The sequence below is a fragment of the Spirillospora sp. NPDC000708 genome (assembly GCF_040299565.1).
Classification (GTDB): Bacteria; Actinomycetota; Actinomycetes; order Streptosporangiales; family Streptosporangiaceae; genus Spirillospora.
Window position 1 is genome coordinate 137,250 of sequence record NZ_JBEPCJ010000013.1, and the last position, 13,481, is coordinate 150,730.

Genomic DNA, 13,481 nt, shown 5'->3' on the forward strand with positions numbered 1-13,481 from the left:
CCACCGATTTTCCGGAAAAACGCGACATATGTGACCTGGGACCCGCCACCACCCGCTCGCGACCGCGCCGGAAGGCTCTTCGATGCCCAGCGATCCCGCCCGCTCCCCGCTCGGCGACGACCGGTACGTCTGCTCCATGCCCGGATGCCGCCGCCCGTCCCGCTTCCAGATCCGCCTGGAGACCGGCGGCGGCGCCCCGGCGCCCGCACGGAGTCCGCGAAGTCCCCGGACTCCCGGCCGGGACGCGGCGTCCCGCACCGGCGACTCCTGCGGCAGGCACCTCACCGACGTCGTCCAGGCCCTGATCCACCGGTGCCGCGCCGGGTCCGGCGGCTCGGGGCGGATCGTCGTGTACGCGACGCCGGAGGGCCGGCACCCCAAGGAGAACGAACAGCCCGGCCCCTTCGACCGGCTCGCGCTCGGGATCATCCCGATATGACGGCCGGCGGCCATTGCCCGCAGCCGACGCCCTTCCGATACTGGGCAAAGTCGGACACATGCGGACGAGGCCGGACGAAGGTGAATCTCGATGGGATTCCAGCTTGGCTTGTTCTCCCCCAACACCGAATCGGGACTGGCGATAACCACGGTTCCGGAAAGGTGGCGAGCCACCTGGGACAACAATCTGCGCCTCGCCCGCCTCGCCGACGAGAGCGGGATCGACTTCCTGCTGCCCGTCGCCCGCTGGACCGACTGGGGCCCCGACACCGACTTCCACCAGAGCGTCCTCGACCCGCTGGTGTGGGCGTCCGGAATGCTCGCGGGCACGACGCGCCTGCGCGTCTTCACCACGGTCCACACCGCGTTCCACCACCCGATCGTCGCCGCCAAGCAGCTCGCGACCGCCGACCACCTCAGCCGGGGACGGGTCGGGCTGAACATCGTCGCGGGCTGGCACGCCCCCGAGTACGCGATGTTCGGCCTCACGCTCCCGGACGACCACGACACCCGGTACGCCTACGCGCAGGAGTGGTGGGACATCGTCCGGCGCATCTGGTCGAGCCCCGAGCCGTTCGACCACGACGGCCGGTACTTCCACCTCCGGCGGGTCGTCGGCGCGCCGAAGCCGTACAACGGGCGGAGCCTGCCGGTGATCAACGCCGGGTCGTCCCGGCAGGGCCGGTCGTTCGCCGCCCGCAACGCCGACCGCGCGTTCACGGTCGTCGCGGGCCCGGAGGACGGTGCGGAGGTCGTCGCGGCCATCCGCAAGGAGGCCGCGTCGTACGGCCGGGACGTCGGCGTCTTCACGCTGGGGCACGTCGTGTGCCGCCCCACGCGAGCCGAAGCGGAGGACTGGTTGCGCTACTACGCCGATGAGCACGCCGACTGGCCGGCGGTGGACGAGGTGATGCGCCTGCAGGGCCTGCACGCGCAGTCGTTCACCCCGGAGATGCTGCAGATCTACCGGGACCGGTTCGCCGCCGGGCACGGAAGCTGCCCGCTGGTCGGCGACCCCGACGACGTCGCCGACGGGATCGCCGCGTTCGCCCGCGCGGGCTTCGACGGGATCGCGCTGTCCTTCCTCGACTACGCCGGCGAGCTGGGCCACTTCGCCGCCGAGGTGATGCCGCGACTGCGCGCCCGAGGCGTCCTGCCGCTGGCCGCCGCACCGGACGGCCCGCCATGACCGCCCCCGCCGCGCCGCCGCCGGGCGCGGGAGACGAACCGCCCCCGGATGCCGAGGCCGGGCCGCCGCCGGGCGCGGGAGACGAACCGCCGCTGGACGCGGGGGACGAACCGCCGCCGAACGCGGGGGACGTGCCGCCGCTGTCGCCGTACCGGCGGGTCGCCAGCGGCGACATCGACGTCCTGCACCGGACCGTCGAGCCGTACGCCGTCGGCCACGACCTCCAGGCCCGCGACCCCGCCCGCCCGCTGGACGGCCTGGTCAACGCGCTCGGCGTCGGCGCGGTCAAGCTCGTCTGGGTCCGCTACGGAGGCGCTGGCGTCATCGTCGACACCCCGCCGACCGAGGGCGCGTTCGCGCTGTGCGCGCCGATGGCGCCGATGGGCGTGGAGTACCGCCGGTCCGGCGGCCGCGCCACCGCGGGCGGCTGCCTCGTCGTCTCGCACGACGAGGCGATGCGGCTGACCCCGGACCCCCGGCACGGCTGCCTGGTGATCGCGACGAGCACCGGCCGGCTCGCCGACCACCTCGGCGGCTTCCTCGGCCGCGAGTACGACCCGCCGCTGCGCTTCCACAGCGTGGACGGCCCGGCCCTCGCGCCCGCGTCCGTCGTCGAGCGGACGTGGCGGCACGTCTGCGCCGTCCTCGACGACAGCGCGGCGACGGGCCTGCACCCCCTCGCCGCGCGCAGCCTGGAGGAGTCGCTGCTCACCGCGGTCCTGCTCGGCCTGCCCAACACCGCGACGCCGGAGCTGGCGGAGCCGCCCCGGCGCGTCCCGCACCATCTCGCCGGGTTCATCCGCGAATGGGTGGAGGCGCACCACGGGCGGCCGATCGGCGCGTCCGACATCGCGGCGGCCGCCGGGATCGGCGTCCGGCAGCTCCAGGCGATCTGCCGCGCCCAGTGGGGCCTCACCCCGACGCAGCTGCTGCGCGGCGTGCGGCTCGACCACGCCCGCGCGGCGCTCCGGTCGGCCGAGCCGGGCCGCCGCCGGACGGTCTCGGACGTCGCCGCGGCCGCCGGCTACGTGCACATGAGCCGGTTCGCGGAGCACTACCGGCAGCGCTTCGGCGAGACCCCGACCGAGACCCTGAGACGAACCGTCCCGCCCGCGTGACCCGGCGGCCCCGCCGCCTGCGGGACCGGCAGCCCCCGCCACCCGCGGGACCGCCGCGCGGCCGCGCGACCGCCGGCCGTCCGGACGCGCGGCATCGACCTTGGTCGGTATCCCGCGCGCCCCCGCCCCGGCAGGCTCCACGGTATGAACGACCCGAAGTCCTACGACGGCCTGTCCTCCTTCGTGTTCATGCTCGGGGTGTACACGGGCGTCGTGCCGTTCATCAGCAAGCTGTTCGGCTGGAAGCCGGACGGCCCGAAGCGGTTCCTCGTCATCGCGCTGCGGCTGCCGTCCCCGGCCTGGTGGATCGTGTCGCTCCTCGCCATCGGCGCCGCCTTCGCCCTGCTGTGCTGGATCGACACCGCCAAGAAGCGCCGCTTCCCCGGCTGAGCCGGGGACGTCAGGCGTGGCGGTCCTGGACCCCGGCGAGGAGGCGGTCGCCGGCGCGGCGGCCGAGGCGCGCGAGGGCCCGGTTCGCGGCGGGCGAGACGCGGGCGAGGGTCCGGGCGGCGTGCGCCTCGACCGCGACCGGCACGACCGCCGCGTCCTGCCGGACGGCCCGCAGGATCGCCCGCGCGACCTTCTCCGGCGGGAAGCCGCGCCGCTCGATCGCGCGGCCCATCGTCTCGCGCAGCTCGGCGTCCACCGCCGGGGCCATCCCGACGAACCGGGTCCGCCGGGTGATCGGGGTGTCGACCGCGCCGGGGCAGATCGCCGTGACGCCGATGCCGTAGCGCTCCATGTCGAGCCGGAAGCACTCGGCGAGCTGGAGGACCGCCGCCTTCGTCGCGCCGTACGCGGGCAGCTCCGGGCTCGGCGTGAACGCGGCCAGCGACGACACGATGACGATGTGGCCGCCCTCGCCGCGCTCGACCATCTGCCGTCCGAACAGCCGGGAGCCGCGGTACATGCCGTCGAGGTTGATGGACCGGATGCGCGCCCAGTCCTCCTCCGGCGTCTCCAGCAGCGAACCCGCGAGCGCGATGCCGGCGTTGTTGACGACGACGTCCGGGACGCCCCAGATGTCCTTGACGTACCGGGCGAACCGCTCCATCGCCTCCGGGTCCGCCACGTCCACGCCGTAGACGTGGGCCTCGCCGCCCGCCGCGCCGATCTCGTCAACGGTCCGCTTGGCGCCGCCCTCGTCGATGTCGGCGACGACGACGCGCGCCCCCGCGTCGGCGAACGCGCGGGCCGTCGCGCGGCCGATCCCGCTGCCCGCGCCCGTGACGACGACGAGGTCCCCGCCGAACTCCTTGCCGGGCTCGGCGGCGGCGCGCGCGTGCGCGAGACCGGGCGTCTCGGGCCCGCCCTCGATGTGCTCCACGAACTCGGTGATCCAGCGGGCGACCAGGTCCGGGTGGCTGCGCGCCACCCAGTGCCCGGCCGGTGCGCGGCGCACGTACAGGTTCGGGACGACGCCGCGCGGCGACAGCAGCAGCGGCTGCGACCCGTACCGGTCCTTGATCGGGACGATCAGCTGGACGGGCACGTCGGTGCGCCCGTCGCCCTCGGAACCGCGGCGTCCGTCCTCCGGCGAGCCGCGGCGGCGCCCCATGTTCGCCCGGTACAGGCCGAGCCCGTTGCGCGCGTCCCGCGCCAGTGTGGCGGCCGGATGCCCCGGGCGCGGCTCGGCGCCCTCCCGCAGCCGCAGCCCGCGCGCGAACCCGGCGGGCAGCAGCCGCGCCGCCAGCTCGCCCGCGCGCGGCGCCATCAGCACCGGCATGTAGACGCTGCGGCGCGCCTGCCCCAGCACCTCCCGCACCCCGCGCGGCCCGGACCGGACGGCGGTCCGCACCCAGCGTGCGAGATGCCGCCGGTCCGGCCCCGAGATCGAGGTGAACGAGGCGAACCGGCCGCGCAGCCGGTCGCCGATGACCGCCTCCCAGCCCTGCACCGACCCCCAGTCGTGGCCGACGAGATGGACGGGCTCGTCCGCGCCGACGCCGTCCAGCACCGCCTCCAGGTCGCCCATCAGCGCGTCGAGGCCGTAGTCCAGCGGGTCGGACGGCGCGGACGAGCCGCCCGCGCCGCGCACGTCGTAGGTGACCACGCGGAACCGGCCGGCGAGGCGCTCGGCGACGTCGTCCCACATCGCGCCGGTGTCGGGGTAGCCGTGGACGAGGACGACCGTCGGCCGGCCGCCCTCCCCGCGCTCCCGTACGGCCAGTTCGGTCCCGCCCGACCTCACCCGCTGGTCCCGCATCGGCGCTCCCTACCGTTCTCTGGGGGTTTGCCCGAGAACCTACGCCGATGAGGTCCGCTGTCCAGAGCCTCTCAGCGGACGGGCTGGCGGAGGATCGTCCGCGCCTTCGACTGGTCCGGCTCGTTCGGGTCGGACAGGTAGATCTCGTGGTGCAGGCCGTTCACCTCCAGGCCCTCCGCCTTCATCAGCGCGTCCATCTCGGCGAGGCTCGCGGGCTCGTCCGCGTACGGGCCGCGGTGCAGCATCTGCACGCAGCGCCCGTCGGTGAACGTGACGCGCTGGACGCGCGCCGCCGCCGGCACCCCCTGCCTGACCTGCGTGACGGCCGCCTCGATCGCGCCGGCCCCGATCGCGCCCTCCTCGTCGGGGAGCCGCAGGAACAGGTGCCACCACCACTCCTCGCGCGGCACCTCGAACGGGGAGCGCTCGTCCTCCACCCACCAGCGTCCCTCCAGCGGGACCATCGGCGCGCCGAGCGCGCCCATCACCGCGTACAGCGCGCCGACGCTCGCCCCGTACGCCGCGCCGCCCGGCTCGCCGCGTCCGGTGACGGCCAGCCCCGACACCGGGCCGAACTCCGCGATCTCCGGCTTCTCCGCCGCCTCGTACCAGCTCATCGGACATCCTCCAGTCGGATCAGCACCCGGGTCTCCAGGTGCTCGGGCGGCGTGCTCCCCGGGTCGTTCAGGTAGACCTCGCGGACCGGCCCCGCGGGCGCGTGCCCGTGGTCGCCGAACCAGGCCAGCACGCCGTGGACGGTGAGCGCGATCTCCTCGTACGGGCCGATGTGCAGGGCCCGCGCGAACGCCCCGCCGGGCAGGACGTCCTCGCCGGACGCCGACTCCAGCGCCACCCGCACCTCGAACTCGTCGGCCATGTCCAGCGGGAACAGCCCGACGAGGCTCGGCGGCCCCTCGGCCTCCGGCAGGAGCCGGGCCACGCAGGCCCCGGTGGCCGCCGCAATCGTCGTCGGGGTCGCCGCCTCGCGCGCGATCCGCACCCTCCGGGCCGGCTCCTCGGCGACCGACACCTCCGTGTCGGGCAGCCCCTCGGCCAGCACCCGGTCCAGGAGCCGCAGCGCGCGGCGGCGCCGCGCCACGTCCGCCTCCAGCCGGTCCCGCGCGTCCTTCAGCGCCGCCGCGCCCTGGCCCGCGAGGACGCGCGCCACCGCGGGCAGCGGGACGTCGAGCTCCCGCAGCATCCCGACCATCAGCGCGTCCCGCGCCTGTTCGGGCCGGTAGTACCGGTAGCCCGACGAGGGGTCGACCCATGCCGGGGCGAGAAGGCCCAGGTCGTCGTAGTGGCGCAGCTGCTTGACGCTCAACCGGCACAGCCGCGCGAACCGCCCGATGGGCAGGAGATCGTTGCTCACGTCCTCAGCCTGACGTCTCCCACAGTGGGAGAGTCCACTCGGGACGCGACTAGGGGCGCGACTAGGGGCGCGCCGTCAGGCCCGTACAGGCGCGCAGGCCGTTCCACCGCTTCACCTCGGCGGCCGCCGTCGCGCCCTTCATCGGGATGGGCAGCCCGCCGGTGATCTGCGCCGGCTTCCACTTCGCCTTCGTGACCTTCCGGCCCTCCACCCGCAGCAGCAGCACACCGGACTTCGCCGTCTGCCCCTGCGCCGACGAGAACACGAAATTGCCCATGCCGTAATGGACGTACCGGCCCTGCAGATACCCGCCGCCGAGCGGGATGTGGGCGTGCCCGCCGACGACGATGTCCGCGCCCGCGTCGACGAGGGCCTTGGCGAGCTCCTGCTGCCGCGGCAGCGGGCACCCCTTCAGCTCCTGCCCCCAGTGCAGATGCACGATGACGAGGTCGGAGCCCTTCCGCGCGTCCTTCACCGCCTGCACCATCCGCGGCACGTCCTTCGCCGACGCGAGGCCGCCCTTGCCGCCGGTCGCCGTCCACGCCGAGACCAGGTTGTCGTCCAGCACCTGCGTCGCGCCGACGATCGCGATCCGGTTGCCCTTCACGGTCGTCCGGTACGCCCGATACGCCTGGTCCGCGTTACGGCCGATCCCGACGATCGGGAAGCCGCTGCGCCTGATCGCGGCGAGCGAGTCGCGCAGCCCCTCCTCCATGTAGTCCATGCCGTGGTTGTTCGCCATGGACGCGACGTCGACGCCGGCGCGGCGCAGCGCGGTCAGCGCCGTCGGCGGCGCGCGGAACGTGAACTCCTTGCCGGGCGCCGGGGTGCCGCCCGTCGTGATCGCCGTCTCCAGGTTCACCATGGCGAGGTCGGCGGGCCGCAGCGTGGACGCGACGGGCCCGAGCGCGGTCGCCGGGTTCGCCAGCCGGGACCGCAGCTGCCCCTCGAAGTGCGTGTCCCCGCCGAACGCGATGACGATCGGCTGCGGCGCCGCCTTCGACGGCGCCGCTCCCCCCTTCGGCTTCGCCGGAGACGTGGCCGCCGGCGGCGTCGCCCCCGCGGCCTCCGGCCCGTCGGACCCGCCGCACGCGGACACGGCGGCGGCGACCAGCACGCCCACGGCTGCCACGGCGAAAACGCGCATGGGAGACCTCCCCGTCTTGATCGGCCAAGCATGGCACGACCAGGACAATCCCCCCACCCCACCCCCGACCACATCCGGCCCTCAGGGCGAATCCGCCCATTTCCTCAACACCGGCAACCCCACTCACTCGCACTCCGCCCGCACGCCGCGGCGGAGGTCAGGAGGCGGGGTCAGGGGGCGGGGTCGGCGGGGGTCTCTTGGCCGTTGGGCTTGCCCTGGGTGAGCTGGTAGGGCGGGATCGGGTCGCTGGAAGAGATCTCGCGGGGCGCTTCGGGCTCGTCGGATCCGGACGGTTCCGGGTCCGGTTTGCGGGTGGGGCCGCTGAACGCCTGGGTCACGGCCTGGAGGGCGCTCGTCACCTCGCTCGGGATCACCCAGAAGGTGCTGCCCTGGCCTTCGGCGAGCTTCGGGAGGGTCTGGAGGTACTGGTAGGCGAGCAGCTTCGGGTCGGGGTCGGCCGCGTGGATGGTGGAGAAGACGCGCTCGATCGCCTTCGCCTGCCCCTCGGCCTCCAGGACGGCGGCCTGCTTCGCGCCCTCGGCGCGCAGGATCGTCGACTGCTTGTCGCCCTCCGCCGTGAGGATCTTGGACGCGCGGGCGCCCTCGGCGGTGAGGATCGCGGCGCGCTTCTCGCGCTCGGCGCGCATCTGCTTCTCCATGGCGTCCTTGATGGACGCGGGCGGCTCGATCGCCTTGATCTCCACGCGGGTGACGCGGATGCCCCACTTGCCGGACGCGTCGTCCAGCACGCCGCGCAGCGCGGTGTTGATGCGGTCGCGGGAGGTGAGGGTGGCCTCCAGGTCGAGAGTGCCGATGACGTTGCGGAGCGTCGTCGCGGTGAGCTGCTCGATCGCCTTGATGTAGTTGACGATCTCGTAGTCGGCGGCGCGCGGGTCGGTGACCTGGAAGAACAGCACGGTGTCGATGTGGACGACGACGTTGTCCTCCGTGATGACCGGCTGCGCCTTGAACGAGACGACCTGCTCGCGCAGGTCGATGAGCGACTTCACGCGGTCGACGAACGGCAGAACGAAGCTGATGCCGGGTTCGAGGGTGCGGTGGTAGCGGCCGAGGCGCTCGACGTTGCGGGCGCGCGCCTGCGGGACGATCCAGACCGACCGCATCACCGCGGCGGCGACCACGGCCAGCCCGGCGACGACGACGATGAGCAGGGCGATGGCGATCTCGGTCATGGTGTCTCCTCGCCCGGCCCGCCCGGGACCGGGTACAGCAGGGCGGTGGCGCCTTCGATGGCGAGGACGTCGGCGGCGGCGCCGGCCGGGATGACGAGGTCGGGGTCGTAGGGGCGGGCCGACCACTCCTCGCCGCCGATCCGGGCGCGCCCGCCGGCGCGGGACACCTCGGTGAGCGTGAGGGCCTCGCGTCCGACGAGGGCGACGGCGCCGGTGCGCAGCGGCGGCGGCTGCCGAATGTGGCGGCGCGCGACGGGCCGGACGACGGCGAGGCCCGCGACGGCCCCGGCGGCGAAGACGGCGACCTGGCCGGCGAGGGGGAGGCCGGCCGCGCCGGTGAGGCCGGCGGCGAGCGCGGCGACGGCGAGCAGGCCGAGCGCGAGCGTCAGCGTGAGCAGTTCGGCGATCCCGAGGAGCGCCGCGATCAGCAACCAGACGACCCACGCGTCCATAGCAGCTCCTTGTGGCTGCCGGAAGTCCTCAACAACAAAGTAACTCCAGACCGTGGAAATGGCGCCCCCCGGAATTACGCGACAGAATGGAGTTCGGCCCCACAGGAGGAGCGTCGACACATGGGCGACCGCACGGCCTTCCGCACCTGTCCCCTCTGCGAAGCCCTTTGCGGGCTGGAGCTGACCCTCGACGACGGCGGCGCGGTGACGCGCGTGCGCGGCGACAGGGACGACCCGTTCAGCAAAGGGTTCCTGTGTCCGAAGGGCGCGACGCTCGGGGTCCTCGACGGCGACCCCGACCGGCTCCAGGAGGCGCTCGTCCGCGACGGCGACGCCCACCGGACGGCCGGCTGGGACGAGGCGTTCGCGACGGTCCGGCGGGAGCTGGCGCGGGTCGTCGAGCGGTACGGGCGGGACGCGGTGGCCGTCTACATCGGCAACCCGACGGCGCACTCGGTGGCGGGGCCGCTGTACGCGTCGGCGATCGTGAAGGCGCTCGGCACCCGCAACCTGTACACCGCGAGCACCGCCGACCAGATGCCGAAGCACGTGAGCTGCGGGCACATGTTCGGCGACCCGCTCGCCATCCCGGTGCCGGACCTCGACCGGACCGGGCACCTGCTGATGCTGGGCGCGAACCCGCTGGAGTCCAACGGGAGCCTCGCGTCGGCGCCCGACTTCCCCGGCCGGCTGAAGGCGATCCGCGCGCGCGGCGGGAAGGTCGTCGTCGTCGACCCGCGCCGCACGCGGACGGCGGCGCTCGCCGACGAGCACCTGTTCATCCGCCCGGGGACGGACGCGTTCCTGCTGATGGGGCTCGTCCACACGCTGTTCGCCGAGGACCTCGTCACGGTGCGCCTCGACGGCATGGTCAACGGGCTGGCGGACATGCGGGCCCTGGCCGTCGACTTCGCGCCCGAGCGCGTCGCGCCCGTCACCGGCGTCCCCGCCGAGACGATCCGCCGGACCGCGCGCGAGCTGGCCGCCGCCGACCGCGCCGCCGTCTACGGGCGCATCGGCACGTGCACGCAGGCGTTCGGGACGCTCAACAGCTGGCTCGTGGACGTCCTGAACGTGCTGACCGGCAACCTCGACCGGCCCGGCGGCGCGATGTTCCCGCGCCCCGCGCACGCGCCCGTGTACCGGCGCAAGAAGCCGTTCACCACCGGGCGGTGGCGCAGCCGCGTCCGGGACCTGCCCGAGGTCAACGGCGAGTTCCCCGTCGCGACCCTGGCCGACGAGATCGAGACGCCCGGCGAGGGCCGGATCCGGGCGCTGGTCACCATCGGCGGGAACCCCGCGCTGTCCGCGCCGAACGCCGCCCGCCTCGACCGCGCGCTCGCCGGCCTCGACTTCATGGTGAGCGTCGACCCGTACCTGAACGAGACGACCCGGCACGCGCACGTGATCCTGCCGCCGCCGCGCCCGGCGCAGACGCCGCACTACGACATCGCGCTGACCGGCCTCGCCGTCCGCGACTACGCCCGCTACTCGCCGCCGGTCGTGCCGCTGCCGGACGGGCGGCCGAGCGAGTCCGACCTGCTCGCGCGCCTCGCGCTCGCCGCGTCCGGCGCCGACGGCGACCCCGCCGCGCTCGACGAGATGATCATCTCGACGACGCTGCGGAAGGCGACCACGCTGCCCGGCTCGCCGGTGCACGGCCGCGAGGCGGACGAGCTGCGCAAGATGCTGGCCGAAAGCGGCACCCTCACCGAGCAGCGGCTCGACATGATGCTGCGGCTCGGCCCCTACGGCGACGGCTTCGGCGCCGACCCGTCCGGCCTGACCCTCACCCGGCTGCGCACCGAGCACCCGCACGGCCTCGACCTCGGCGCCCTCAAGCCCCGCATCGACGAGGTGCTGTGCACGACGTCCGGGCGCGTCGAGCTGTGCCCGTCCACCTGCGCCGCCGACGTCGACCGCCTGCACACCGCGCTGCGCTCGCACAGCCCGTCGGACGGGGGCTTCGTGCTCATCGGGCGGCGGCACCTGCGGTCCAACAACAGCTGGCTGCACAACGTCCCGGAACTGGTGCGCGGCTCCAACACCTGCACGCTCCAGCTCAACACCGCCGACGCGGCCCGGCTCGGCGTCGGCGCGGGAGACACCGTCCGGGTCGCCTCGCGGACCGGGTCCGTGGACGCCGTCGCCGAGCCCACCGACGCCGTCATGGCGGGCGTCGTGAGCCTCCCGCACGGCTGGGGGCACGACCGTCCCGGCACCCGCACCGCCGTCGCCCGCGAGCACGCCGGGGTGAACGTGAACGCCGTCACCGACGAGCAGGAGATCGACCCGCTGTCCGGCAACGCCGTGTTCAACGGCGTCCCCGTCACCCTGACACCGGTACGTCCCTGACCTGGCCTTCCCAGGGGAGCGACCCCCTGGAACCCCCGTCACGGCGAACAGGCCGTTCCCCGCTCCGCGCGAGACGGCCCGTTCGCCGATCTCGCTCCGCGTGCGCGCCCGTTGGCGGGCCGTGTTTAGCCCAGGCGCGTCCAGGTAGGTATCCCTCGCCGCGGGCGGCTCGGGCCGCCTCGAACGTCACACGGGGGATCGACTAACCTCGCAATCGAGCGTCCCATTACGGCCGTCTCTAACCAGTGGGCCGGACGGAACCGATGGGTCCGGGCGCCGCCTCGGGCGGGCCGCCCGCACGCACCCGAGGGAGGGACATGAACCGGCGGTCGAGCAACATCTTCCGGCGCGGCGCGCGGACACAGGCGTCGCAGCGGCTGGCGGACGCGACGGAGACCATCGAGCGCGCGAGCGGCCTCGACCGCACCATCCGGGTGCTGTCCACCGCCGTGCGCAAGACGCTCCGCCCCGGCCCGCTGAAGGACACCCTGCACGGCGTCCCGTTCGGGCATCCCGCGCACACACCCCTCACCGACGTGCCGATCGGCTGCTGGATGTCGTCGGCGATCCTCGACCTCATGCCCGGGACGGCGCGCGCCTCCCAGACGCTCGTCGCCGCCGGGCTCGTCGGGGCCGTCCCGACCGTGCTCACCGGCATCGCCGACTGGTCCGCGCTGCACCGCGAGCAGCAGCGCGTCGGCCTCGTGCACGCGTCCGCGACGGCCACCGCGAGCATGCTCTACACGGCGTCCCTCGCCGCCCGCTACCAGGGACGGGACGGCGCCGGGAAGGCGTTCGGCTTCGCGGGCCTCACCGTGCTGCTCGGCGGCACCTACCTCGGCGGGCACCTGGCGTTCCGGCAGGCCGCGGGCGCCAGCCACGCCGACCAGACGTCCCACCTCGTCGCGACCGGCTGGCACGACCTGTGCGCCGCCGAGGAGCTGCCGGACGGCTGGCCGGTGCACCGCCGCCTCGGCTACATCAGCCTGTTCGTGCTGCGCGAGGGCGACGAGATCAACGTCCTCGCCGACCGGTGCAGCCACCTCGCCGGGCCGCTGCACCAGGGCCGCGTCACCACCGACGACAACGCCGAGACCTGCATCGTCTGCCCGTGGCACGGCAGCACCTTCCGGGTCCGGGACGGCTCGGTCGTGCACGGCCCCGCGACCGCCCGCCAGCCCTCGTTCGAGACCCGGGTGACCGACGGGATCGTCCAGGTCCGTCCCACGGGCTGACCAGCACTTTTCGCCCTCTTCGCGGCGGTTCGCGAGACCCGTTTCGGGGTATAAGTCGAATATACGTTCGACGATCGGAGGTTCGCGCCGATGAAGGGCGACAGGGTCGAGATCGTGATCGACGCCGGCGGCGAGGGGACGCGGACGTACGAGGTGGTCGCCGCCCGGGCGGGGCGGCGCGTGGAGGTCGCGACGCGGCGCGGCGTGGTGGAGGTCAGCGAGGTCACCCGCACCGGCACCCCGGTCCGCACGGCCCGCTTCATGGCCAGCCGCGTCCTGGCCCTGGTCGAGTACCCCAACAGCGACGCCCACCCCGACGACCCCACCCCACCCACCTGACCCCAACCCGCCCAAGCCCCACCCCCAACCCCGCCAGTTGGAAGCCCAGCCCCGACGGGTTGGACCTCGACCCCGGCGGTCGACCCCAGCCCCAGCAGGTCGAACCCCGACCCCGGCGGGTCTGAACCCCAGCCCCGGCGGGTTGAAGCTCAGCCACCTCACGGGCGTGCACGCGGAGCGAGCGCCAGCGAGCGCAGCGGGCATGCCCGGCGACGGAGGGGCTGTTTCGCGCGGAGCGCCAGCGGAGCGGGAAACAGCCCCACCGTCGTGACGGGGGTTCCAGGGGGTCGCCCCCCTGGGCTAACACGGGCGTGCACGCGGAGCGAGTGCAGCGAGCGGAGCGGGCATGCCCGGCGACGGAGGGGCTGTTTCACGCGGAGCGCCAGCGGAGCGGGAAACAGCCCCTCCCTCGTGACCGGGGTTCCAGGGGGTCGCCC

The 13,481-nt window shown here is 74.4% G+C and carries 13 protein-coding genes; 7 read left to right on the forward strand and 6 right to left on the reverse strand.

Translation table 11 applies throughout. The features are described 5' to 3' along the window. Window positions 1-82 precede the first annotated feature (82 nt). The 4 genes from ABT299_RS12705 to ABT299_RS12720 all read left to right on the forward strand — a co-directional run bounded on the left by ABT299_RS12705 (window position 83) and on the right by ABT299_RS12720 (window position 3,135). Window positions 83-439: a hypothetical protein gene (locus tag ABT299_RS12705; protein ID WP_190856115.1), complete on the forward strand. Its 357-nt coding sequence runs from the start codon at window positions 83-85 to the stop codon at window positions 437-439. 90 nt (window positions 440-529) lie between these two features. After that, entirely contained in the window at window positions 530-1,627 is a 1,098-nt protein-coding gene (locus ABT299_RS12710) for an LLM class flavin-dependent oxidoreductase (protein ID WP_500250791.1), read from the forward strand. Next, window positions 1,624-2,745 (forward strand): AraC family transcriptional regulator, encoded by a 1,122-nt coding sequence (locus ABT299_RS12715; protein ID WP_500250792.1) that lies wholly within the window; start codon window positions 1,624-1,626, stop codon window positions 2,743-2,745. The genes ABT299_RS12710 and ABT299_RS12715 overlap by 4 nt, the downstream gene beginning before the upstream one ends. A gap of 144 nt (window positions 2,746-2,889) precedes the next feature. Then, on the forward strand, window positions 2,890-3,135 hold the full coding sequence (locus ABT299_RS12720; protein WP_500199351.1) for a hypothetical protein: 246 nt from the start codon (window positions 2,890-2,892) through the stop codon (window positions 3,133-3,135). A 10-nt stretch (window positions 3,136-3,145) separates the two neighbouring features. On the opposite strand, the gene ABT299_RS12725 is transcribed toward ABT299_RS12720, so the two are convergent. From ABT299_RS12725 to ABT299_RS12750, 6 genes are all read right to left on the reverse strand, one after another. Further along, window positions 3,146-4,951 carry an SDR family oxidoreductase gene (locus ABT299_RS12725; protein WP_500250793.1) on the reverse strand — a complete coding sequence of 602 codons (1,806 nt, stop codon included), beginning with the start codon at window positions 4,949-4,951 and terminating at the stop codon, window positions 3,146-3,148. Between the two features lie 71 nt (window positions 4,952-5,022). After that, window positions 5,023-5,568, reverse strand: coding sequence for a GyrI-like domain-containing protein (locus tag ABT299_RS12730; protein WP_190856110.1), 546 nt, complete (start codon window positions 5,566-5,568; stop codon window positions 5,023-5,025). Then, on the reverse strand, window positions 5,565-6,323 hold the full coding sequence (locus ABT299_RS12735; protein WP_500250794.1) for a MerR family transcriptional regulator: 759 nt from the start codon (window positions 6,321-6,323) through the stop codon (window positions 5,565-5,567). The genes ABT299_RS12730 and ABT299_RS12735 overlap by 4 nt, the downstream gene beginning before the upstream one ends. A gap of 61 nt (window positions 6,324-6,384) precedes the next feature. Beyond that, entirely contained in the window at window positions 6,385-7,470 is a 1,086-nt protein-coding gene (locus ABT299_RS12740) for a CapA family protein (protein ID WP_500250795.1), read from the reverse strand. A gap of 170 nt (window positions 7,471-7,640) precedes the next feature. Continuing rightward, a complete protein-coding gene (locus ABT299_RS12745) occupies window positions 7,641-8,663 on the reverse strand; it encodes an SPFH domain-containing protein (protein ID WP_500250796.1) in 1,023 nt (340 codons plus the stop codon). Further along, a complete protein-coding gene (locus ABT299_RS12750) occupies window positions 8,660-9,115 on the reverse strand; it encodes an NfeD family protein (protein ID WP_500250797.1) in 456 nt (151 codons plus the stop codon). The genes ABT299_RS12745 and ABT299_RS12750 overlap by 4 nt, the downstream gene beginning before the upstream one ends. Window positions 9,116-9,235: 120 nt before the next feature. Here ABT299_RS12750 and ABT299_RS12755 point away from each other — a divergent pair, with 120 nt between their 5' ends. The 3 genes from ABT299_RS12755 to ABT299_RS12765 all read left to right on the forward strand — a co-directional run bounded on the left by ABT299_RS12755 (window position 9,236) and on the right by ABT299_RS12765 (window position 13,044). After that, window positions 9,236-11,470, forward strand: a complete 2,235-nt coding sequence (locus ABT299_RS12755) for a molybdopterin-dependent oxidoreductase (protein ID WP_500250798.1) — start codon at window positions 9,236-9,238, stop codon at window positions 11,468-11,470. A 317-nt stretch (window positions 11,471-11,787) separates the two neighbouring features. Next, a complete protein-coding gene (locus tag ABT299_RS12760) occupies window positions 11,788-12,705 on the forward strand; it encodes a Rieske (2Fe-2S) protein (RefSeq protein ID WP_387028086.1) in 918 nt (305 codons plus the stop codon). A 90-nt stretch (window positions 12,706-12,795) separates the two neighbouring features. Then, on the forward strand, window positions 12,796-13,044 hold the full coding sequence (locus ABT299_RS12765; RefSeq protein WP_190856103.1) for a DUF8836 family protein: 249 nt from the start codon (window positions 12,796-12,798) through the stop codon (window positions 13,042-13,044). Window positions 13,045-13,481: the final 437 nt, after the last annotated feature.